24 protein-coding genes and 2 pseudogenes are annotated in these 22,632 nt (G+C 30.8%); 10 read left to right on the top strand and 16 right to left on the bottom strand.

Annotated elements, in window-relative coordinates:
• Nucleotides 1–16: 16 nt before the first annotated feature.
• Nucleotides 17–790: an SH3 domain-containing protein gene (locus tag ACTF56_RS00130; RefSeq protein WP_438964872.1), complete on the top strand. Its 774-nt coding sequence runs from the start codon at nt 17–19 to the stop codon at nt 788–790.
• Nucleotides 791–905: 115 nt separating this feature from the next.
• Here ACTF56_RS00130 and ACTF56_RS00125 read toward each other — a convergent pair whose 3' ends face one another.
• Nucleotides 906–1,445 carry a CvpA family protein gene (locus tag ACTF56_RS00125; protein WP_438964871.1) on the bottom strand — a complete coding sequence of 180 codons (540 nt, stop codon included), beginning with the start codon at nt 1,443–1,445 and terminating at the stop codon, nt 906–908.
• A gap of 143 nt (nt 1,446–1,588) precedes the next feature.
• Between ACTF56_RS00125 and ACTF56_RS00120 the strand changes: the two genes are divergently transcribed.
• The 3 genes from ACTF56_RS00120 to ACTF56_RS00110 all read left to right on the top strand — a co-directional run bounded on the left by ACTF56_RS00120 (nt 1,589) and on the right by ACTF56_RS00110 (nt 3,522).
• Entirely contained in the window at nt 1,589–1,945 is a 357-nt protein-coding gene (locus tag ACTF56_RS00120; protein ID WP_438964870.1) for a hypothetical protein, read from the top strand.
• A 96-nt stretch (nt 1,946–2,041) separates the two neighbouring features.
• A complete protein-coding gene (pheS, locus tag ACTF56_RS00115) occupies nt 2,042–3,061 on the top strand; it encodes a phenylalanine--tRNA ligase subunit alpha (RefSeq protein ID WP_438964869.1) in 1,020 nt (339 codons plus the stop codon).
• 53 nt (nt 3,062–3,114) lie between these two features.
• Nucleotides 3,115–3,522, top strand: coding sequence for a hypothetical protein (locus tag ACTF56_RS00110; protein ID WP_438964868.1), 408 nt, complete (start codon nt 3,115–3,117; stop codon nt 3,520–3,522).
• Nucleotides 3,523–3,644: 122 nt separating this feature from the next.
• Here ACTF56_RS00110 and ACTF56_RS00105 read toward each other — a convergent pair.
• A pseudogene (locus ACTF56_RS00105) lies at nt 3,645–4,358 on the bottom strand (DNA-methyltransferase); the annotation flags it as partial.
• 82 nt (nt 4,359–4,440) lie between these two features.
• Here ACTF56_RS00105 and ACTF56_RS00100 point away from each other — a divergent pair.
• Nucleotides 4,441–4,920, top strand: coding sequence for a DNA N-6-adenine-methyltransferase (locus ACTF56_RS00100; protein WP_438964867.1), 480 nt, complete (start codon nt 4,441–4,443; stop codon nt 4,918–4,920).
• A gap of 66 nt (nt 4,921–4,986) precedes the next feature.
• Here the strand turns inward: ACTF56_RS00100 and tnpA are convergent, their stop codons facing one another.
• The 4 genes from tnpA to ACTF56_RS00080 all read right to left on the bottom strand — a co-directional run bounded on the left by tnpA (nt 4,987) and on the right by ACTF56_RS00080 (nt 7,362).
• Complete coding sequence (gene tnpA, locus ACTF56_RS00095; protein ID WP_438964866.1) at nt 4,987–5,448, bottom strand: IS200/IS605 family transposase; 462 nt, start codon at nt 5,446–5,448, stop codon at nt 4,987–4,989.
• Nucleotides 5,449–5,519: 71 nt separating this feature from the next.
• Complete coding sequence (locus ACTF56_RS00090; protein ID WP_438964865.1) at nt 5,520–5,723, bottom strand: hypothetical protein; 204 nt, start codon at nt 5,721–5,723, stop codon at nt 5,520–5,522.
• Entirely contained in the window at nt 5,720–6,487 is a 768-nt protein-coding gene (locus ACTF56_RS00085) for a DpnI domain-containing protein (RefSeq protein ID WP_438964864.1), read from the bottom strand. The genes ACTF56_RS00090 and ACTF56_RS00085 overlap by 4 nt, the downstream gene beginning before the upstream one ends.
• A gap of 431 nt (nt 6,488–6,918) precedes the next feature.
• Entirely contained in the window at nt 6,919–7,362 is a 444-nt protein-coding gene (locus tag ACTF56_RS00080; RefSeq protein ID WP_438964863.1) for a hypothetical protein, read from the bottom strand.
• A 511-nt stretch (nt 7,363–7,873) separates the two neighbouring features.
• Here ACTF56_RS00080 and ACTF56_RS00075 point away from each other — a divergent pair.
• Both ACTF56_RS00075 and ACTF56_RS00070 read left to right on the top strand, forming a co-directional pair.
• The gene (locus ACTF56_RS00075) at nt 7,874–10,702 is read left to right on the top strand and encodes a GH92 family glycosyl hydrolase (protein ID WP_438964862.1); all 2,829 of its coding nucleotides are present in this window, start codon (nt 7,874–7,876) and stop codon (nt 10,700–10,702) included.
• 141 nt (nt 10,703–10,843) lie between these two features.
• Complete coding sequence (locus tag ACTF56_RS00070) at nt 10,844–11,704, top strand: thioredoxin family protein (RefSeq protein ID WP_438964861.1); 861 nt, start codon at nt 10,844–10,846, stop codon at nt 11,702–11,704.
• A gap of 1 nt (nt 11,705) precedes the next feature.
• Here ACTF56_RS00070 and ACTF56_RS00065 read toward each other — a convergent pair whose 3' ends face one another.
• The 9 genes from ACTF56_RS00065 to ACTF56_RS00025 all read right to left on the bottom strand — a co-directional run bounded on the left by ACTF56_RS00065 (nt 11,706) and on the right by ACTF56_RS00025 (nt 18,616).
• Entirely contained in the window at nt 11,706–12,701 is a 996-nt protein-coding gene (locus ACTF56_RS00065) for an NAD(P)H-dependent glycerol-3-phosphate dehydrogenase (protein ID WP_438964860.1), read from the bottom strand.
• 281 nt (nt 12,702–12,982) lie between these two features.
• On the bottom strand, nt 12,983–14,161 hold the full coding sequence (locus ACTF56_RS00060; protein ID WP_438964859.1) for an iron-containing alcohol dehydrogenase: 1,179 nt from the start codon (nt 14,159–14,161) through the stop codon (nt 12,983–12,985).
• Between the two features lie 209 nt (nt 14,162–14,370).
• A complete protein-coding gene (locus ACTF56_RS00055; RefSeq protein WP_438964858.1) occupies nt 14,371–14,754 on the bottom strand; it encodes a hypothetical protein in 384 nt (127 codons plus the stop codon).
• Nucleotides 14,755–14,765: 11 nt separating this feature from the next.
• Nucleotides 14,766–15,347 carry a nicotinate (nicotinamide) nucleotide adenylyltransferase gene (nadD, locus tag ACTF56_RS00050; RefSeq protein ID WP_438964857.1) on the bottom strand — a complete coding sequence of 194 codons (582 nt, stop codon included), beginning with the start codon at nt 15,345–15,347 and terminating at the stop codon, nt 14,766–14,768.
• Nucleotides 15,348–15,379: 32 nt separating this feature from the next.
• Nucleotides 15,380–15,745 (bottom strand): four helix bundle protein, encoded by a 366-nt coding sequence (locus tag ACTF56_RS00045; RefSeq protein WP_438964856.1) that lies wholly within the window; start codon nt 15,743–15,745, stop codon nt 15,380–15,382.
• A gap of 17 nt (nt 15,746–15,762) precedes the next feature.
• Nucleotides 15,763–16,338: a guanylate kinase gene (gmk, locus tag ACTF56_RS00040; protein ID WP_438964855.1), complete on the bottom strand. Its 576-nt coding sequence runs from the start codon at nt 16,336–16,338 to the stop codon at nt 15,763–15,765.
• A gap of 81 nt (nt 16,339–16,419) precedes the next feature.
• Nucleotides 16,420–17,280 carry a YicC/YloC family endoribonuclease gene (locus ACTF56_RS00035; protein ID WP_438964854.1) on the bottom strand — a complete coding sequence of 287 codons (861 nt, stop codon included), beginning with the start codon at nt 17,278–17,280 and terminating at the stop codon, nt 16,420–16,422.
• Nucleotides 17,281–17,373: 93 nt separating this feature from the next.
• Nucleotides 17,374–18,267 carry a DMT family transporter gene (locus tag ACTF56_RS00030; RefSeq protein WP_438964853.1) on the bottom strand — a complete coding sequence of 298 codons (894 nt, stop codon included), beginning with the start codon at nt 18,265–18,267 and terminating at the stop codon, nt 17,374–17,376.
• A complete protein-coding gene (locus tag ACTF56_RS00025; RefSeq protein ID WP_438964852.1) occupies nt 18,260–18,616 on the bottom strand; it encodes an arsenate reductase family protein in 357 nt (118 codons plus the stop codon). Before ACTF56_RS00025 ends, ACTF56_RS00030 begins: the two co-directional genes overlap by 8 nt.
• A gap of 81 nt (nt 18,617–18,697) precedes the next feature.
• On the opposite strand from ACTF56_RS00025, the gene ACTF56_RS00020 reads away from it, so the two are divergent.
• Together ACTF56_RS00020 and ACTF56_RS00015 are read left to right on the top strand one after the other, a co-directional pair.
• A complete protein-coding gene (locus ACTF56_RS00020) occupies nt 18,698–19,153 on the top strand; it encodes a DinB family protein (protein WP_438964851.1) in 456 nt (151 codons plus the stop codon).
• 10 nt (nt 19,154–19,163) lie between these two features.
• Nucleotides 19,164–20,309, top strand: coding sequence for a cystathionine gamma-synthase (locus tag ACTF56_RS00015; RefSeq protein ID WP_438964850.1), 1,146 nt, complete (start codon nt 19,164–19,166; stop codon nt 20,307–20,309).
• A gap of 73 nt (nt 20,310–20,382) precedes the next feature.
• On the opposite strand, the pseudogene ACTF56_RS00010 reads toward ACTF56_RS00015, so the two are convergent.
• Nucleotides 20,383–21,164: pseudogene (locus ACTF56_RS00010) on the bottom strand (THC0290_0291 family protein).
• Between the two features lie 252 nt (nt 21,165–21,416).
• Here ACTF56_RS00010 and gdhA point away from each other — a divergent pair.
• The coding region (gene gdhA / locus ACTF56_RS00005; RefSeq protein ID WP_438964849.1) for an NADP-specific glutamate dehydrogenase at nt 21,417–22,632 on the top strand (1,216 nt) is incomplete at its 3' end.

Genomic DNA, 22,632 nt, shown 5'->3' with positions numbered 1-22,632 from the left:
AAATTCAGTCAAAAAAATGAAAAATCTAATTTATATATTCTTTTTTCTAACACAAATAACCAATGTTTTTGGTCAAAACCCAAGCCAAGAAGCCACGCAATTATTTGAACTTGCCAACGAAATGTATAAACAAGGAAACTACGAAAACGCCATTCAAAAATATGAATTTATTGAAAAAAGTTTAAAACAAGAATCAGCAGATTTGTATTTTAATTTAGGAAATGCCTACTACAAACTCAATAAAATAGGACCAACAATATATTATTACGAAAAGGCCTTGTTACTAGCACCTGATGATGAAAAAATCACAACAAACCTAGCATTTGCTCAAAAGAAAACAAAAGATCAATTTAAAACGTTAAAAGAAATCGGGTTTTCAAATGTTATTAAAAAAACGGCATCTGTTTTTTCTTTAAACGTATGGACATGGTTAAGTGTTTTGTTTTCGTTCGGTGTTTTTGCAGCCGTACTTGGATTTTTGTTTAAAAAAGAATCCCAACAAAAAAGATATTTCTTTATCGGAATATTTTCTGCTTTATTTTTGATGATGTTTTCCTTTTTTATGGCATTTACACTTAACAAATTTATAGAAACCGATCAACCTGCCATCGTTTTTGATGCAATAATAGAATTAAAATCTGAACCAAAATCAGATGCCGAAAAAGTGCTGTTACTTCATGAAGGTACAAAAGTAAACGTATTGGAAACTATGGATAATTTCAAAAAAGTGCAATTACCAAATAAAACAGAAGGTTGGGTTTTGAGCAGTGCTATTAAGGAAGTTAGGTAGTTTTTGTACTGTTCAAATTTCAGAAGAAACTAAAAACAAAATTATACAATCAAAAAAACAGTGTAATTTTCATAAAATTTATTTTTGCTAATCACTAATCACTAATCACTAATCACTAATCACTGCCATCTGTCTTCTCCTCACTCTCAACTGAAGACTGAACACTCTTTTCATACCATTCCTCAATCTTAGGATAAATAAACTCAGAAACCTTCTTAATCGGATTATAAAACATCGAATCATCTAAGGTTTTTTGTTCTGCAATCATATGATTTACATTGATTTTTTCAAACAATAATAGCACAACACTCAAGGCTAAAATAGTTTTAATCATACTAAAACCAGCACCAGCTAATTTATTCAACCAGCCCAAATAGGCAAAACTTGCTATCTTAGTCAACAGTTTGGCAGACAAATGAATGGCCACAACAACAGCAATAAAGGTCAAAGCAAAAGCGGTAATTTCAATATACTTAGAATCCCAAGAAAAAGAATCTTCTAAAAGGGTTTTAGCAAATCCCGAAAATTTTAAAGCAATAAAAATGCCTGCCAACAAAGCAATCAACGAAGCCAATTCTACAAAAAGCCCATTTTTTATACCATTATACAAAGCATAACCCAATAAAGAAGCAAAAACAATATCAATAAAACTCATACGATAGATAAATAGATAATAGAAAAGAACAAAGATAAAAGAATTATCGAAAGTCAAAATCCTACTTACTATCTTTGCAACTTCAAAATTTAGAAAATTGAAGAGTCTTTTCTCTTTTCTCTTTTCTCTTTTATCTAAAAAAAATGTCTAGAGACGAACAATTAAAAGAACGTTGGGAATCAGTAGTTACACTATTATCAAACAAATTTGCTGATGGTGAAACACTTGACCTTGATGCCATTATATACCTAATAGGAGTTCAAGAATTAGGAAAATTCAACCAAGAATTCAAAAAAGACGAAAAAGTCAACCTAATGCACATTGCTATTTGCCGTTTACTAGAACCTTATGGTTATTACGAATTCGATTATTTTGATAATGATGGTTGGCCTCATTACAAAGTAAAAGAAGAATTACCAACGCTAAAAGCAGGAGAACAATCCATTTTAATGAAAGATGCCATTGTGAATTACTTTCTTGAGAAAGAGATTATTAAGTAATTAGCTGTTAGTAATTAGTGATTAGCAAAAAACTAATTACTAATCACTTTTCACTAATCACTAAAAAAGCTTAAATTTGCCCTTTACAAAAGAACGATGATAGACAAGATTAAATTACACATTGAAGAAGCCAAAGCGTTCAGTGCTGAAAACAAAGAAAAATTAGAAGAATTTCGAATTAAATACCTTGGTAGCAAAGGTTTATTGAAAGAGTTATTTGCCGAATTTAAAAATGTTCCTAACGAAATGAAAAAGGAATTCGGACAAGTAATCAACCAATTAAAAGCTACTGCAGAAGAAAAAGTAGCTTCACTTCAGGAAATTTTAGAAACAAAAGACGAAGCAAAAGGAACTTACGGTGATTTAACAAGACCAGGAGAACCTATTGCTATTGGTTCTCGTCATCCAATATCTATCGTAAAAAATCAAATCATTGATATTTTCTCCACTTTAGGATTCAACGTTTCCGAAGGACCAGAAATTGAAGATGATTGGCATAATTTTACAGCCTTAAATTTACCAGAATATCACCCAGCACGTGATATGCAAGATACTTTCTTTACACAAACCAATCCCGATTTACTTTTACGTACACACACGTCATCCGTGCAAGTACGTTACATGGAAAACAACAAACCACCAATCAGAACAATTTCTCCAGGTCGTGTTTTTCGTAATGAAGCCGTTTCGGCTCGTTCACACTGTATTTTCCATCAAGTAGAAGGATTATACATTGACAAAGACGTGTCTTTTGCTGACTTAAAACAAACTTTGTTATACTTCACAAAAGAAATGTTCGGAAAATCAAAAATTCGTCTTAGACCTTCTTATTTTCCGTTCACTGAACCAAGTGCAGAAATCGATATTTATTGGGGTTTAAAAACAGAAACAGACTACAGAATCACCAAAGGAACCGGTTGGTTAGAAATTGGTGGTTGTGGAATGGTAGACCCAAATGTTCTAAAAAACTGTGGCATTGATGCAGAAGAATATTCAGGTTTCGCATTCGGAATGGGAGTAGAGCGTATTGCCATGCTTTTATACCAAATTGGAGACATCAGAATGTTCTATGAAAACGATGTTCGATTCTTAGAGCAATTTAAAGCAACGATATAATGATTAATAACCCTTCTAGGGTTTAAAACCCTAGAAGGGTTAATTTTTTTATAATGAAAGCAGACATAGAAATCCCAAAAGTAGAAAACGTTCACATTGTAGCCATTCAAGAATGGAGCGATGATTTTCAAGAAAATTGTTGGTATGCGTATTTATTAAACGCTACTAATGAAACCCTAGAAATGGCAATGATTGTTTCAAGAGCTTATGGTTTAATAAATGGTGAAAACCGTAACACCATGCAATTGCGACATGCTTTTGCAACGGTTGACACACAAACTGCTGTAAAAATTGAATTCCTAGAAAACAATGTGTTGCAATTGAACAACGAATTTTCGTTATCCTATTTCATTGGAAATAAAATGTATGATAAGAAATTCATCTTCAAAACCAATTCCATAAACATAAACGCTCAAACCGATTTACCTGCAATAGGTAAAAGAGGCGTAATGGGTGTTTAATGCTTGGTTTTTGTCTTTATGAATTCGTTTTAGCATCTTTTCTAAGTATCTTTTTTACTAATCACAATAATCGAATGTATTCAATTACGAATGGTATTTATCTCCCTTTTAATTTAATGAAATTACAATTCCAAATCCAATGAATATGCTGTTTTTGGCTCTTCTGCTAAATATAATTCTAATTGTTTCTTAGTTTCAAAACCATTTATTTTTTGTCTGTAAGAATTAGCAATTTTTTCATCTTCAATTTCTAGTTTTCTGTTTTTGCTTATTTCCAGAAAATCGGTTTCCATATCAATACCTAAATACCTTCTGTTTGCAAGATTTGCCGCAATACCAGTTGTTGAACTACCTGCAAAAGGGTCTAAAATCCAAGCTCCAGTTTTGGTAGAAGCTAAAATAATTCGAGTTAAAACAGACAAAGGCTTTTGGGTTGGATGTTTACCGCATGACTTTTCCCATTTGGCAATGGCTGGTAATTTCCAAACGTCTTTCATTTGTTTGTCACCATTTAAACGTTTCATTAACTCATAGTTGTAATAATGCGGAACCTTTTCTTTTTTACGAGCCTAAATAATTAATTCGGCTGAATGAGTAAAAAATCTACAAGAAAAATTAGGTGGTGGATTGTTCTTTTCCCAAGTAATTATGTTTAAGATTTTAAAATCTAATTCTTGCAATAACTGACCAACAGAAAAGATATTATGATACATGCCACTTATCCAAATAGTACCGTTGTCTTTTAGTTTTTCTCTAACTTGTTTCAACCAATTATGATTAAAATCATTGATAAAATCAAACCCTTCTGATTTGTCCCATTTACCTTTGTTTATTGATTTAAAAAAAAACAGAATCACACTTATTGTGGGTTGTGTAGCATTTTTTAAATTTATTTCTTTGGAAAATTAAATAAATAATATGGATACTTCTTTTGAACGTTCAGAAAAAACAACTGTAGAATGGCTAACACCACCAGATTTAGTGAAAAAACTAGGTGAATTTGATTTAGACCCTTGTACTCCAATAAATCCGCCTTTTGTTCATGCCAAAACTAATTTTACTGTTATTGAAGATGGTTTAGCTAGATCTTGGTTTGGAAGAATTTATATGAATCCCCCTTATGGAAAAGGTATGGAAATTTGGATTGAAAAACTAAAAAATCATGGTAACGGAATTGTGTTAATTTTTGCTAGAACCGAAACTAAATGTTTTTTTAATCATATTTGGTATGATGCTGATGCCATTCTGTTTGTAAAAGGAAGAATTAAATTTTACAATATTGATGGTGAACAAAAAGGCACTCCTGGTGCTCCAAGTGTGTTTATTGCTTACGGAAAAGAGAATGCAGAAATTCTCAAAAAATCAGGAATTGATGGCCGATTTATTTATTTGAAGTAAATCCCGTAGGGATAAAATTTGGGTAAAAAATATACATACTTGAAACAAAATCCCGTAGGGATGATATTAAATAGGTTCTTTAAAGATATAACGCTCATCATAATCAACCTCAAACAACTCCAAAAAGCGTAAGTATTCGGCTGTAAAAGATTCTTTTTTATGATGATTTTCTTGATTTTGAATATAATTAATAACATTATTGACATGTGATTTAGAATATGAAAACGCTCCATATCCTTCTTGCCATTCAAATTTTACTTTTAAAAATTTCTTTTCATTAATCCATTTGGAGGAACTTCCTTTTATATCTTGTAATAAATCAGAAATGGATTGTGTAGGTCGCATACCAATAAAAATATGAATGTGGTCTGGCATGCCATTAATTGCTAGTAATTTATGATTATTTTCTTTAATAATACCCGAAATATACTTGTATAATTCCTCTTTATATGACGAATGAATTAATCCGTTTCGGTATTTTACCGCAAAAACAAATTGAATGTGGATTTGTGTGTATGTATTTGCCATATTGATTTCGTCTCTATGGGACTTTTTTTGTTATCGATTAAATTCTACCAAAATTTAATCCCTCACGGGATTTATAAAATCTCGTAACAAATAAATTCAGCAACATTGAATTCAGCATCAATTATCCATTCATTTTCAATTAATAGTTTTTTTAATGCTTCATCTTCATCTTTAACATCTTCAATAATTCCTATTACTTGCATATTATTTATCTCGTATAAATTGTTTGGAGCTTCAGTTGAACCTTCAGGTGAAATAAATATAAATTTTTTCATATTTCTATTTTTTTATAATTTCCTCTTCCGTTGAATTCAATTAATCCTTTATCTCTTAAAAACTGTAATTGCTGACGGATTTTATCCTTGATATGATTATTGTTTGGATATTTAATTTTTAACTTCTCTTCGAAAGCATATAATTCATCTAATGTAAAAGATTGCTTTTTAATTTCTTCAACACAATTTAAAATATTTAGTATCCAACCTCTAGATTCTAAACTTTTAGATTTTAAAAAATCAGTGGTTTTTAATTTAATATGTACTTTTTCTTGTTCGATTATTTTAGAATTTTCGACAATAAATATCCTTCCACTTTCTGGAACTTTTGAAATATCAATATTGCAACCAATCCAACCTGCTCGTTTAGCATTAATTGATAAAGGTTTTCGTTTAATGATAATTTCTGGAGTGAAAAATTGTTTTGGTATTACTAGAAAATTATTCACAGTGTTTTTATCGTAGGTCAAAAAGAAAAAATTTGGGTTTGTGTCCGAAGTAATCCTTTTTATCATACTGTCATAAGCACCATCATTAATTATGCTACTCAATTTTCCGCTTTTACTTTTTAATTCAAACTCTTCCTTACAACTTAAACAATAAAAATCTGCAACTGGCTTGTTGTTTTCAAATTCGTTCAAAGGTAATTGACCACAGCTTGGACAATAAGAATTTTGTTTAACCCAATTTTCAGTTAAAACTCTTGCAATTTGTGAGTTACTTTTATAACCATTGGCAAGGTCGATATTGAAATTTAAATTCATGTTAAGCAGCTAAATTCGCGTTAAAGTATTTCAATATCAGTAATTAATTGGGTTTTTCCACCAGCCCATTTTAAAAAAGGTTTTACCTGCATGTATATTTGTGTTTTTTGCTAAAATAATAATAATTGAAGCAGTATCTGTTGAAACAATATTTTATTTTCAACAATTTCTCTTACTATGCATGATTACAATGCTTGTTGTGACTTTTGTATGTTTTATTATTTTACCCACAATCAAATCAAAATAAATTGATGTTATGAGACACAGCTACTCTCATCATGATAATTTCTTAAGGCTCTCTGATATTTTTCTAAACTCCAATTTTTTTCACCATTAGTATTCGCCATAACATTAAAAGAGGATTTCACAATATCATAATAGGAAACATAAATATCTTCATTTTATTGCTTTTATAGTTTTTTTGATACACATTATTCTTTATGATGAATGTTTTTATAATCGGTCGTTATTTTTCTATCAACCAAAAATAAAAGCGTCAGGTAGCATAAAAAACTTACAACCAAACCTAACAAAATTCCATCGGGATATAAAATATTTTTTTTAATAAAATTATCAAAACTTACAAATCCAATTACACCAAATAAAGAGGAAGTGCCAATTATACATCTATCCTTCTTAGATTTGGCTTTAATTAATAGCACAAAACAAAAAAGCAAAAGTAAAAGTAAGGGTATATAAAATGTAAATAATAAATATTGATCTATTTTCATTTTAAAATTTTCTAGTTTAAAATCAAGATTTTTAAAATAAGGATCGCTCATTACCAGGTAAATTAAAAGTACTAAACTCATAATTCCTCCCAGTAAATAAATACGGAGAAGGTTCAAAACAAATTGAGTTCCATTTTTTTTCATATCATTAGGCTTTTTGTTTTATGTTTTCAAACGCACCCCTTGCTTTTACTCAATACTAAAAATAGTATAGTAAATATAAAAAAAAATCATTTATTTTACACCTTAATCCAACAAATAGTGACTTTTTACTATTCGTATCTCATTCGTATTTCATTCGTATTTCGTTCGCAGTTGTGGTACCCCTACTTTGTAACTAATTCCTATGCATTTGCCAAAAACGGGTGCTTTTGCGAATCAATTACGCACCAAATACAAACCATTTCAAAGCAAGTCATCATACTCTTAAGGTATAGCAACAGTATAGAAAAGGCATAGTAAAGGTATAGAAAAGCCTAGGTTGTGGTACCCTAAAAAAATCAAAAATTAATAAATTCCTCTTATTATTTTTCAATTTCAATAGTGTACACCTCTCTTTTTTTATAAAAACACACCACAGTTTAAGAGCTTTTTGAGATTAAATTGCTTAAATCATAAAAATTCCTCAATTTTATAGCAATTTAAAACCCATACAATGAAGAATTTTCTTTTTTCAATACTTTTTATGGCAACAGCGGTTTCTGCTCAAGATTTTGCTAAACACGTAAACCCATTTATCGGAACTGGTGGACACGGACACACTTTTCCTGGTGCAACAACACCTTATGGAATGGTACAATTATCTCCTGACACACGAATTGATGGAAGTTGGGACGGTTGTGGTGGTTATCATTATTCAGATAATGTAATTTATGGATTTTCACATACTCATTTGAACGGAACCGGAGTTTCTGATTATGGAGATATCATGTTGATGCCCACTATGGGAGAACCTTCCTTTGACAATAAAATATATGCTTCTTCATTTTCACACGATAACGAAAAAGCTTCTGCAGGTTTTTATAGCGTAAAATTAGACAAACACAACATTGATGTTCGATTAACAGCTTCAACTCGTGTAGGGTTTCACGAATATACTTTTAATAAAGCGGGAGCAGTTAACATCATTCTTGATCTGAATCATCGAGATAAATTGTTAGAAGGAACAATGAGAATTATAGACGACAAAACCATTGAAGTTTTAAGAAGAAGTGAAGCTTGGGCAACCAATCAGTATGTATATGCACGAATAGAGTTTAATGTTCCTATGAAGTTCACAAAAGTCAAGTCTAATAGTGATACAAGAGGAGATTTTTATTCAGGAACAGAACTTAAAGCTCATTTTTCTAAAATGGTCAAAAAAGGAGAAAAAATCCTTGTAAAAGTGTCTCTATCTCCAACAAATTATTCAGGTGCTTTATTAAACAGTTCTGAAATCAAACATTGGGATTTCGAAAAAGTTAAGAAAGAGGCAGAAGCGCTATGGAACAAAGAATTATCTAAAATTGAAGTCACTTCAAATGATAAAGAAAAGTTAGCGATTTTCTACACCGCTTTATATCACACGATGATGCAACCCAATATTGCTCAAGATTTAGATGGAAAATATCGTGGTAGAGATAACCAAATTCACACCGCAGAAGGATTTGATTATTACACTGTTTTTTCACTTTGGGATACGTTTAGAGCAGCTCATCCTTTATATACTTTGATTGATAAAAAACGCACTTCCGATTACATCAACACGTTTTTAAAACAATACGAACAAGGTGGAAGATTACCGGTTTGGGAACTAGCTTCCAATGAAACCGATTGTATGATTGGCTATCATTCAGTTTCTGTGATAGCAGATGCTATGGCAAAAGGAATTAAAGGTTTTGATTATGAAAAAGCCTTTGAAGCAAGTAAAGCCTCAGCCATGAGAGATGTTTTAGGATTGGAAGCCTACAAAAGACAAGGTTTTATTTCTATGGACGATGACCACGAAAGTGTTTCAAAAACCGTTGAATATGCTTATGATGATTGGTGTATTGCGCAAATGGCAAAAATTTTAAACAAAAAAGAAGAGTACGAATACTTCATGAAACGTTCTCAAAATTGGAAAAACATTTTCGATTGGAATACCAAGTTTATGCGTCCAAAGAAAAATGGGGGTTGGGACAAACCTTTTGACCCAAGAGAAGTGAACAATAACTTTACCGAAGGCAATTCATGGCAATACTCCTTTTTTGTGCCACAAGATATTCCTGGGATGATTGAAGCTTATGGTGGACCAGAAAACTTTGAAGCTAAATTAGACGAAATGTTCAACAGTGAAAGCAAAACCACAGGAAGAGAACAAGTAGATGTTACCGGTTTAATCGGACAATATGCACACGGAAACGAACCCAGTCACCATATGGCTTATTTATACAATTATGTAGGGAAACCAGAAAAAACAAAAGAAAAAGTACATTACATTTTAAACGAATTCTACAAAAACACACCAGACGGTTTAATAGGCAACGAAGATTGCGGACAAATGAGTGCGTGGTACGTGTTGAGTTCAATGGGGATTTATAATGTAACTCCAGGTAAGGTTGCTTGGTCTACCACTGAACCTTTTTTTGATTTTATAAAAGTAAAATTTGAAAATAAACCTAGCGGGATAATTCAAAAAATAAAGAATTTTGAAGAAGAGTATTATCTTTTTGGATTTATGGAGCATTTAAATAAAAGTTCAGGAGATTATTGGGGGCCAATAGTTCCTGTTCCAACTATTGAAGCTAAAAGCAAAAGTTTTATTAAAAAAACTGAAATATCTATCTCTTTTAATCAATTAGATTTTGTACCAGAAAAGGAAATGCTTAAAGCATATTATAGAATAATAGATGAATCTCAGCCAAAGGGAGACTTTAAGGAATATGTAAAACCTTTTTTTATAACAAAAACTTCAAAAATTGAAGCTTTTCTTCAGCCTGATTTTATGATTTCAAGCGACACAATCTCAGCCCAATTCTTCAAAAAACCAACAAACTTTACCATCAACATCAAATCTAAATATAATCCACAATATCATGCTGGTGGTGATGAAGGTTTGTTAGACGGAATTTACGGTAACGAAAACTGGAGAAAAGGAGAATGGCAAGGCTATCAGACCCAAGATTTTGAGTGTGTCGTAGATATGCAATCCACACGTGAAATTAGTTCAATCACCTCTAATTACCTACAAGATACTCGTGCATGGATACTAATGCCCACAAAAGTAGACTACTATATTTCTGAAGACAATGTCAATTTTACAAAAGTAGGAACCGTTGATAATACTGTAGATCCAAAAGAATATGAAGTCGTAATAAAACCTTTTGAACTAAAAATAAAACCTCAAAAAGCAAGATATGTAAAAGTGGTTGCCACTAATTTTGGAAAACTTCCAGAATGGCATCAAGGACATCCTTTTGATGGCGAAGCGTTTATTTTTGTAGATGAAATAACAGTTGATTAACAACTTTGGTGTAGTTTTTGTTTTATTTTTAATGTTTAATAGCAATAAACAATGCAATAGCTACAAACAAACCCATTGGCTTGCCAAACCATTAAAATAATACTAAAACCGATTACCTTTAAAAAAAATAAATATTTACAGATGAAAAAAATAACAGTTCTATTTACCTTTTTACTAATTACCATGAGCAGCAATGCACAAGTTAAGTTTGAATCTTCTTTAACAGAAGCGTTCAAAATAGCAAAAGAACAAAAGAAGGTTGTTTTTGTTGAATATTACAATTCTGACTGTGCCATTTGTAAAAAGTTGGGTAAATTGTTAGAAACGGATACGGTGGTTTCTAAATTTTACAACAAGTATTTCATCAATTACAAAATGGACACCAAAGGCGATGCCGATGGCAATTTAAAACCCGATGAAAAAGCGTTAATGGATGCTTCAAAATTAACCTTTGACCATGTGCCTGTTTTGTTGTTTTTTGATGCGGATAAAAACTATGTGCATCATTCCAACATAAATGTAGAAAGCAACTTTGTTCTAGATATTGGAAAATCGGCACTTCATCCAGATTATAAAAACGCTAATAATCCAAAACGCTACGCTGCTGGAGACAGAAGCATCAGGACATTATATTCTTACAGTGAATACTTAGCAGCTACAAGTAATGATTCTTTGTTAAAAGTAATTACAAATGACTTATACGAGGTTTTTTCAAAAGATAAACCACGAATGAGTTCTATCTCGTCTTATTCTATTTTAAAGAATGTCATCAATTCAACGGAAAACGGTTTCTTTATTTATTGGATGGAAAATTTAGATAAACTTAAAGGTTTTGAAGGTGGGTACAAAAAAGGTCAAGAATCCTTAGCATTAGAAAAAATTCTTCTAAAAGAGCTTAGAGATCCTAACATTAAAAATTGGTCAGAAGAAAAGAAAAACCTACACAAAAAATACATTCTGAAATTAAAAATTACTGATACACCTAACGTGTACTTTGAATAATTTAGTCCAGTTTTTCGGTTAATTTAGAAAATACTTTTTTAGCGTCTTTACCTTCGTATAAAATTTCATAAACGGCATCAATTATAGGGGTTTTGGCACCGTATTTTTGATTTAACTTATAAGCACTTTTGGCAGCGTAATACCCTTCTGCAATCATGCTCATTTCCATTTGTGCCGATTTTACTGTGTAGCCTTTGCCTATCATGTTTCCAAACATTCTATTTCTAGAAAAAACAGAATAGCCAGTTACCAGTAAATCACCTAAATAAGCCGAATTATTAATATTACGTTTCATTTTATGCACTTCCTTAATGAATTTTTTCATTTCGCGAATGGCATTACTCATTAAAACCGATTGAAAATTATCACCATAGCCTAAACCATGAGCAATTCCTGCTGCAATGGCATAAATATTCTTTAAAACAGCGGCATATTCTGTTCCAATGATATCATCCGTGGTTTTTGCTTTAATGTATCTGCTGCTCATGTTTTTAGCTACAAAACGTGCTTTGGAGCGATCACCACAAGCAATAGTTAAATAGGACAAACGTTCAAGGGCTACTTCTTCGGCATGACAAGGTCCAGTAATTACACCAATGTTTTCTAAAGGAATATTGTATTTGGTATTAAAATGCTCACCCACAATCAAACTGCTTTCAGGTACAATACCTTTTATGGCAGAAAAAATTATTTTTCCCTCTAAACTTTCGGTAAGTTTTTCTAATTCTGCACTTAAAAAAGCAGACGGAATAGCAAAAATAATGATATCTGCATATTTTACAGCTTCATTAATATCGGTAGTTAGGTGTAATTTTTTTATGTCAAACTCAACAGAACTCAAATAATTGGGATTATGTCTTTGATGTTTAAGATGTTCTACAGCGTAAGTACTGCGCATGTACCAAGCAATTTCCGGCTGGTTTTCACACAACATTTTAGCTATTGCAGTTGCCCAACTTCCTCCTCCAATTACTGCAAACTTTGATTTAGCATCCATATTTTTCATTATTAATAGTCAAAAATACTAATTAATATTTCAATAACAAATCTTGGTAAAAACATATCCTTTTAAAAGTTTAACACAATATTAGTAAACATGAAACAATTTTGGAAATACTAAGCCGTTATCTGTATGAAAATCTATTTGAATTCATACCTTGTAGATTAAGTTAATTTTTGTTTTGGTGTTAAAAAAAAGCGTTCAAGTAGTACTACCTGAACGCTTTTTGAATTTATTTAAGTCTGAACATCCAATATCTGAATATCTAAAAATCTAAATTAATAACTCATCTCTACAATTTCTCTAACTTTTTCTGGAGTAATGTTTTGTTTTTCACCTAAGGCTTTCCAACCTCTTTCTTCAAAACGATTTACTATGAAATCTGCTGTTTTAGCATAATCATCTGTGTTTTCAGATAATTTAGTTTTCATACCCATTTTGTGTAAAAAGTCAACTGTTTTTTCGATAGCTTTTTCAGCAATTTCTTCGGTTGAACCTTCCTGAATGTTCCAAACACGTTTTCCGTATTGTGCTAATTTATCTTTTTTAGTTTCAAACATGACTCTATATAAATTTGGACCAATGATAGCTAATGTTCTAGCATGATCAATTTCATATAAAGCCGTTAATTCGTGACCAATCATGTGTGTGGCCCAATCTGAAGGAACTCCTTTTTGAATTAAGCCGTTTAAAGCCATAGTTGCACTCCAAACAAAATTAGAAGCCAATTTATAATCTGAAGGATTTTCAACTACTTCTGGTCCAATTTCAATTAAGGTTTGCAAAATGCTTTCTGCAATTCTATCTTGTAAGATGGCATCATGTTTATACGTTAAATATTGTTCCATTGTGTGTGTAAAAGCATCCACAACACCATTTTGCAACTGTCTTTTTGGTAAAGAAGTAATCACGGTTGGGTCAACAATTGAGAATTTTGGGAATAAAGCACTTCCACCTAATGTTAATTTTTCTTGTGTAGCTTCAATCGTAACTACTGCTCCTGAATTCATTTCTGAACCTGTTGCTGGTAAAGTTAAAACTGTTCCAAAAGGAATTACATCTGAACCTTCTTTGAAAAGAATTCTTTTTCTTAAAATATCAGCAGCATCACCTTCATAATTTACTGCAGCAGAAATAAATTTTACTCCATCAATGACACTTCCACCGCCAACGGCTAAAACAAATCCAATTTTTTGTTCACGAATAATTGCAACTGCTTTCATTAGTGTTTCGTATCTTGGATTAGGTTCAATTCCACCAAATTCCACGATATTATTTTCTTCAAATTGCGTTGCTAATGCAGATTTTACTTGATCATAAACCCCATTTTTAAAAATACTTCCACCACCATAAGCGATTAAGATTTTTGTATTTGAAGGGACTAAGTCTTTTAATTTTTCAATTTGTCCTTTTCCAAAGACATAATTTACGGGATTGTATAATTCGAAATTGTTCATTTTGTAAATTTTGATTTTTTCATTCTGAAGTTGTTTCAGAATCTTTACAAAGTTACAAAATGCTATTGGGAACTAATGGTAAAGGAATGTTAAGTTACTTCTTATAAAACAAATTATGCTCCACATATTCCCAAACATCTTTGGGTAACATAGTGAAAAGCGAAAAATAATATTATTTTATTTTATAATAAAAGACAATATTTGATTTCCTATTTATGATTTTTAATAGTAATATTTTCTTCAGACAAAAACTTTTCAAATGCTAAATAGAATTCTTCTTCATTCAACAAAGAATCTTTTTTAACAACAGTAATGTCGAATGTTTTTGAATTTGTATATTTTAAATCTTCGTTATTCTTATTTAAAGAACTGTTTAGTAATCCTTTAATATCTTTAAAAGTATAATTTTTGGATTTAATAATTGTATCCTTTGACCCAAACTGTAAAGAAATAGATTTTTCAGAAAAAACAGCTTTATTTTCTTTAAAAGTGATTTTGATTTTATCATTTTCATAATGATTTTCAATACTTTTATCATCACAAGAAATGAAGGTCATAAAAAAAAGGCAGGTGATTAATTTAAACTTTTTCATGGTCGTGTTTTTTATTTTTTATAAAACAAATTATGCTCCACATATTCCCAAACTTCTTTGGGTAACATTGGTACAATATTTTTTCCGCCTTTAATGCTTTCGCGAATGAAAGTAGATGATAATTCAATCACTGGAGCACCAATTCTGTGAATTTTTGGATGATTGGCAAATTGGTCGTCCATTTCGCCAGAATTTAATCTTGGATAAACATAAATATCATGATTTTGCAAAATAACTTCATAGTTTTTCCATTTGTGAAGCGAGTTCAAATTGTCTTCACCCATGATTAAAGAAAATTCGTGTTGTGGAAATTTCTCAAACAAATGAGCTAGCGTATTTACAGTATAATTCGGTTGAGGCAATTTGAATTCGATATCAGAAGGTTGAATTTTCGGGAAATCTTTCGTAGCCAAATGTACCATTTCTAAACGATGGTAATCATCTAAAAGCGTATTCTTCTTTTTGTGCGGATTATGTGGTGTAACCACCATCCAAATTTGGTCTAAATCAGAATGTTCAGCCATATGATTAGCAATAATCAAATGACCAATATGAATGGGGTTGAATGTTCCGAAATATAGTCCGATTTTCATTGTTTTAGTAACTAGTGATTAGTAACTAGTAATTAGCTTTTGAGTTTTTTAGAAAAAGCGTTTATCATTTTTGATTCTTCTTCAATTTGGTTTAATAAATCTTGGTAAATTTTTTCATTAGTAATAAAACCTAATTCTTTTGCAATAACTAATTGAGTTTCGATTTCAAATAAAGAGCCTCTTGCTATATCTAAGAAGTGGCTGAAAGATTTATCTGTATTTCTTCCATAGCCTTCAGCAATATTTGAAGGTATAGAAACGGAAGCCCTTTTTAATTGACTTGAAAGTGCATACATTTCTTCATGAGGAAAAACTTTTACAAGTTCGTAAACTAATTTAACAATTGTAATTCCTTTTTTCCAAATTAATAAATCTTTATATGATTTTATTTCATTCATTTTAAGCTAATTACTAATTACTCTTTACTAATAAATTCTTTAACCAATTGATAAGCCTCATCCTTAGCTGTATCTAAATCGTAATTTTTAATAATGGAATCAAATTGTGGTGCTGTTGCTAATTCCACAGATGCTTTTGCAATTCGCATATTGATTTTGTCTTCACTTTCTGTGGAACGTAATTTTAATCTTCTTTTTAATTCGTCTACACTTGGTGGTTTTACAAAAACAGCTAGAGTTTCTTCTGGAAATTTATGTTTTATTCTTAATCCACCAACAACATCAATATCAAAAATTACGTGTTTGCCTAAAGCCCAAATTCTTTCAATTTCTTTCTTTAAAGTTCCGTAGAAATTATCCGTGTAAACTTCTTCCCATTCCACAAAATCTTCCGCTTTGATATGATTTTTAAACGCTTCCCAAGAAATGAAATAATAATCTGTTCCGTCAATTTCTGTTCCTCTAGGTTCACGTGTTGTACATGAAATGGAGAATTCTAAATTTAATTCTTCTTTTTCTAATAAGTGTCTTACTATAGTTGTTTTTCCTGAACCTGATGGCGCTGAGAATACAAATAATTTTCCTTTATTCATTTTTTTAAGTGATTAGTGAATAGTAATTAGTAACTAGTAAGAGGCAAAGCTAATCACTAGTTACTAATCTCTAATTACTTTTTATAATACATTCAATACTTGCTCCTTAATCTTTTCCAATTCATCTTTCATTTGCACGACTAATTTTTGCATTTCAGTATGATTGGATTTTGAACCCATGGTGTTGATTTCTCTACCAATTTCTTGTGTGATGAAACCTAGTTTTCTTCCTAAAGCTTCCTCGTTTTTCATGGTTTCTAAGAAATATTTTAAGTGATTTCCCAAACGAACACGTTCTTCAGTAATGTCGTATTTCTCTAGATAAAAAATCAACTCTTGTTCAAAACGATTTTCATCAATAGTAGCTTTTAATTCTTCTAAAGCTGTGCGAAGTCTTGTTTTTACGGTTTCAACTCTTTCTGAATCATACGAAACAGCTTCATTCATTAAGTTTTCAATATTGGAAATTCTTAATTCAAATTCTTTTTCTAAAGAAAGACCTTCATCACTTCTGAAAGTTGAAATATTAACTAAAGCTTCATCAATGACTTTTTCAATTTGAAGCCATTCGTTTTTGTCTAATTCTTCGCGCTCTGTTTTTAAAGCATCTGGCATTCTTACAGCCATTTTCATCAATTCCGTCTCATCTGCATTTGGAATAACCTCTTTCATTTGGTTGATGTATCCTTTTACAATGGGTACATTAATCTTAGCTGAAGTTTCTTCACCAGTTACTTCGATATATAAAGAAAAATCAATTTTCCCACGTTCTAATCGTTGAGCAACTGAATTTCTAATTTGCAATTCCATTTCTCTGTAAATAGAAGGAGTTCTTACATTTAAGTCTAATCCTTTGCTATTTAATGATTTAATTTCTACGGTTATTTTTTTGTTTGGCAATTGCATAAAAGCTTTCCCAAAACCGGTCATTGATTGTATCATTCTTGATTTTTAATTGACTTCAAAGATAAGAAAAGTAATTAGTAATTAGGGAAAAGTAATTAGGGAATAGTGTCCAAAAAAGCTAATGGCTAATTACTTATCACTAGTTACTTTCTTGTGCGTAACTAAAAAAACACCTACAAAAATTAAAATAGCAGAAATTATTTTGATAAAAGTAAGTTTATCTTTTTGTAAGCTTATCGCAATTATACTGGCAAATAATGGTTGTAAATAGATAAAAATGGAAAGAGTAGTAGGTTTTAATTCTTTTAAAGCCATCAAGTTGATTAGATAGGCAAAGAATGTGGTAAACAAGACTACAAATCCAATATTAAAATAAATAGATGTTGGAATAGTTTGCCAATTAATTTCGGTAAATTCATTATATCCAAAAGGAATAACAAATAATAATCCGAAAGTGTAAATCCATTTCACAAACGTAAAAGGATGGTATTTTAAAATTAGTTTTTTAACGACAATTAAATAAATTCCGTAGGAAGAGGCATTAACAAACACTAAAAAATTTCCAAAACTTGCATTCGGACTATTCTGAATGTCTTTTCCGTAAAGGATTAAAATTGAAGTTCCACTTAAACCAATAATAATTCCGATTACTTTTTTGAGTTCGATTTTTTCCTTGATTAAAATTGCAGATAAAATTAAAACCAAAATTGGAGTAGTAACCATAATAACGGAAGCACTAATTGGAGAAGTGTAACTCAATCCTTTGAAAAAAGCCAATTGGTTTATAGCAACGCCAAACAAAGCTGCTGCCATAATTCTCGGAAAATCTTTTAAATCAATTTTTTCTTTAGGACCAAAAAAAGTTAACAACCAAAATAAAAAGCAAGCACCCAAAGCTCGAATTAAAATAAATCCGAAAGGTTGCACATATGTAGGCATAACATCTTTAGCAACCGTGAAATTGGTTCCATAAATTAAGGCTACAAATGTTGCTCCAATAATGGCTAAGGTTCTTTTAGACATTTTCTAAAGTCTTCATTAATTTAAAAATATTGGGTTGTGAGTTTCCAATAAAAATTTCATTTTTAATGATGAAAACTGGTCGACTCAAAAAAGTATAATGTTCTAAAATTAAAGCTTTGTAATCTTCTTCTGTTAGTGTTTGATTTTTTAAACCTCTTTCTTTATACAATTGAGCTCTTTTGCTGAATAGCGCTTCATAACTTCCAGCTAATTCGCGCATTTGTTCTAATTGCTCTACTGTTATTTTATCTTGTCGAATGTCTTGAAATTCTAATTCAATGCCCTTTGGTAATGATTTAATAATTTTTCTACAAGTGTCACAAGAGGCTAAGTAGTATATTTTATTCATTTTTGGTAAATTTTTAATTGGTTTACAAAAATACAGTCTTTAGTGGCTATAAATTAGTAATTTTATAAAAAATTTAGGCAAATGAAAACAACTTTTAGTATTTGGGAAACCAGCAGAAACTTATATTTAAAATATTTAGATACGTATTCTTTAGAACAATTAAATAAAATTCCTGAGGGATTTAGCAATAATTTGATTTGGAATATAGCTCACATAATCGTTTCACAACAAAAACTAGTTTACGTTTTATCAGGTTTACCAATGCATATTTCTCAGGAAATGTTAGAAAAATATCAAAATGGTTCAAAACCTGATGGGAAAGTTTCTCAAGAAGAAGTTGACGAAATTAAAAAACTACTTATTTCATTAGTCAATCAAACCAAATCGGATTATGAAAACGGTATTTTTAAAGAATTTAATGCGTATCAAACTAAAACTGGGTTTTATTTAGGTTCATTAGATGAGGCAATCGAATTCAATAATTATCATGAAGGAATTCATTATGGAATTATGATGCAAATTAAAAAATTTCTTTAAAACAGTTAAAATGAAATTCAATACCAAAACAATACACGGAGGACAACATCACGAAAAAGAAACAGGTTCAGTTATACCTCCTGTTTTTTTGACATCTACTTTTGCACAAACAAGTCCAGGAAAACCAATTGGAGATTATGAATATTCTAGAGGTGCCAATCCAACACGAACTGCTTTAGAAAATTCTTTAGCAAGTTTAGAAAATGGAACAAGAGGTTTGGCTTTTGCATCTGGTTTAGCTGCTACAGATGCTTTAATGAAAATCCTAAAACCCGATGATGAGGTTATAGCTACAGATAATTTATACGGCGGAACTTATAGAATGTTTACCAAAGTATATCAAGATTTTGGAATAAAATTTCATTTTGTTGATATGACAGATTTAGTAAAATTAGAATCTCTTATAAATAAAAAAACAAAATTACTTTGGCTAGAAACACCAACAAATCCTTTGATGAAATTAGCTGATATTACTGAAATATCTAAAATCACTAAAAAGCACAATATACTTTTAGCAGTAGATAACACATTTGGAACACCTTATTTACAAAAACCTTTAGATTTGGGAGCAGATATTGTTATGCATTCAGCCACAAAATATTTGGGAGGACATTCGGATGTTATGGCTGGAGCGTTAATTGTTAAAGACAAAGAATTAGGTGAAAAATTACATTTCTCTCAATTTGCAACTGGTGGAATTTTAGGAGCAATGGATAGTTTTTTAGTTTTAAGAGGAATCAAAACCCTACATTTAAGAATGCAGCGTCATTGTGAAAACGGAATGAAAGTAGTCAATTATTTAAGTTCTCATCCAGCAGTTAAAAAAGTATATTATCCTGGATTGCTAAGTCATCCCAATCATGAAATTGCCAAAAAACAAATGATAGGTGGTTTTGGTGGAATGGTTTCTTTTACTTTTAAATCTGGTAAAATGGAAGATGCAGTTTCTTTTTTTGAAAAATTAAAAGTTTTCACTTTAGCAGAATCATTAGGTGGAGTAGAATCATTAGCCAATCATTCAGCTACTATGACACATGCTTCAGTTCCTATAGAAGAAAGAGCAAAAATGGGAATCACAGATGATTTAGTGCGTTTGAGTGTTGGCGTAGAAGATATTGATGATTTATTAGAAGATTTGAAACAAGCTTTAACATAAAAAAGGGTTTTCTACATACAAAAAGCTATAAATTTTAAATTCAGAGCTTTTTGTATTTGTTAAAAATATAATCTTAGTTTAAATAATAAATGTATCCAAAGTTCAACCATAAATTCCAATCGTTAGCTTTATTTTCTGGATATCTTGCCGGATCAGGACTCAAGCCATTACCCAGTTTGAAAAATAATATTGCCATCTTAAATCTAACATTAAATCTGAAGTATCGTTCAATCGGTATCTAGTTCCAATACTTGAAACAATAGACCAAGTATTTCCTGAACCAATTCTGAAAGCATCTAAATATTTTACAGGAGTTGTTAAAGGAGTTCCTAAAGGCCCTTGTAAAGAACTTGCTTCGGTATTGTAAAATGAATAGTGAGCACCCAAACTAATAAAAGGAGCAAGAGCACCTTCAGTTACTGTAAAATCTCTAATACTTAAAGGGAAATATTCTAATTGCATTCCCTAATCAATTACTTCGGTTGAACCTCTCATGTCTCTCAGTTGTTGAGCTCCAACAGAAGTTCTGTCTGGATCAACCCATCTTCCAAAATGTTGTAAATTAGTTTTGTTGTAAGAAATCTCACTTCTTAATTTAAAGTGATCATTAAAATAAGTTTCAGGAGTATAACAATTACATTCTGCTTTGTATGAAAAATTTAGGTAGTGAATTAATCCAAAACCAAATCCTGTGTTACCAGAATTTGTATCAAAATCACTACGTTCTCCATAATCGGATTGAAAAGCTACTGGACCAGTTATAACACCTATTTCGTGTGAAAAACCAAATTGCGAATAAGCATTATCACTCAGTACAATTGATATTAAAATTAAAAATAAGGATTTTTTTAGCATTTGGGGTTTATTACTTTAATTTACAAATATATAAAAACAAATTTCAGATTAAAATAAATAACTTGAAAACATCGAACAAATCACTTAAAATTAATCATTTGATAAAACTCAAGGTCTATAAACAGCTTTAATTGCTAATAATGAGTTAAAATTTACTCAGAATTATTAAAACATCAATTGTGATATTACAAATAAATGTATCTTTGCCAACAATTACGAAAACGTTTTCTATAAACTTTTATTATATTAATTATGACTGAAAATATTTCATCATTTATTGAAGCGGTTGCAAAAAGAAACCCAAACGAGCCAGAATTTATGCAGGCTGTTAAAGAGGTAGCAGAAACTGTTATCCCTTTTATCGAAGAAAATAAAAAATATCAAAACAAAATGCTCTTAGAGAGAATGGTAGAACCAGAAAGAGTCATTATGTTTAGAGTAGTTTGGACAGATGATGCTGGAAAAACACAAGTTAATAGAGGTTATAGAATTCAAATGAATTCAGCAATTGGCCCATACAAAGGAGGAATACGTTTTCATCCTTCTGTGAATTTAAGTATCTTAAAATTCTTAGCTTTTGAACAAACTTTTAAAAATAGTTTAACAACATTGCCAATGGGTGGTGGAAAAGGTGGAGCAGATTTTGATCCTAAAGGAAAATCAGATAACGAAATTATGCGTTTTTGTCAATCTTTCATGACAGAATTGGCACGACATATTGGTGGAGATACCGATGTACCTGCTGGTGATATTGGTGTAGGTGGAAGAGAAGTTGGCTATATGTTTGGTCAATACAAAAGATTAAGAAACGAATTTACGGGTGTTTTAACAGGTAAAGGAATTTCTTTTGGAGGTTCATTAATTCGTCCAGAAGCTACTGGTTACGGTGATGTTTATTTTGCTCAAAGTATGTTAGCAACTAAAAATGATAGCTTTAATGGTAAAATAGTTGTAGTTTCTGGTTCAGGAAATGTAGCTCAATATGCTATTGAAAAAGCAACAGAATTAGGTGCAAAAGTGGTAACAGCTTCAGATTCTTCAGGATATATTTACGATGCTGATGGAATTGATGCTGAAAAATTAGCTCACATAATGCAAATTAAAAATGTTGATTTTGCAAGAATTTCTGAGTATGTAAAAAAATATCCTAATGCAAAATTTGTAGAAGGAAAACGTCCTTGGGAAGTAAAATGTGATGTTGCTTTACCTTGTGCTACTCAAAATGAATTAAATGAAGAGGAAGCTAAAGCATTAGTTGCAAACGGATGTATCTGTATAGCTGAAGGTGCAAACATGCCTTCAACTCCAGAAGCTATTGAAGTGTTCCATAAAGCAAAAATTTTATTTGCTCCAGGTAAAGCTTCAAATGCAGGTGGTGTAGCTACTTCTGGGTTAGAAATGTCTCAAAACTCAATTCGTTTGAGTTGGACCAGTCAAGAAGTAGATGAAAAATTAAAAGGAATCATGG

The organism is Flavobacterium sp. (assembly GCF_965657075.1).
GTDB lineage: Bacteria > Bacteroidota > Bacteroidia > Flavobacteriales > Flavobacteriaceae > Flavobacterium.
This window is presented reverse-complemented; position numbering and strand designations above follow the sequence as displayed.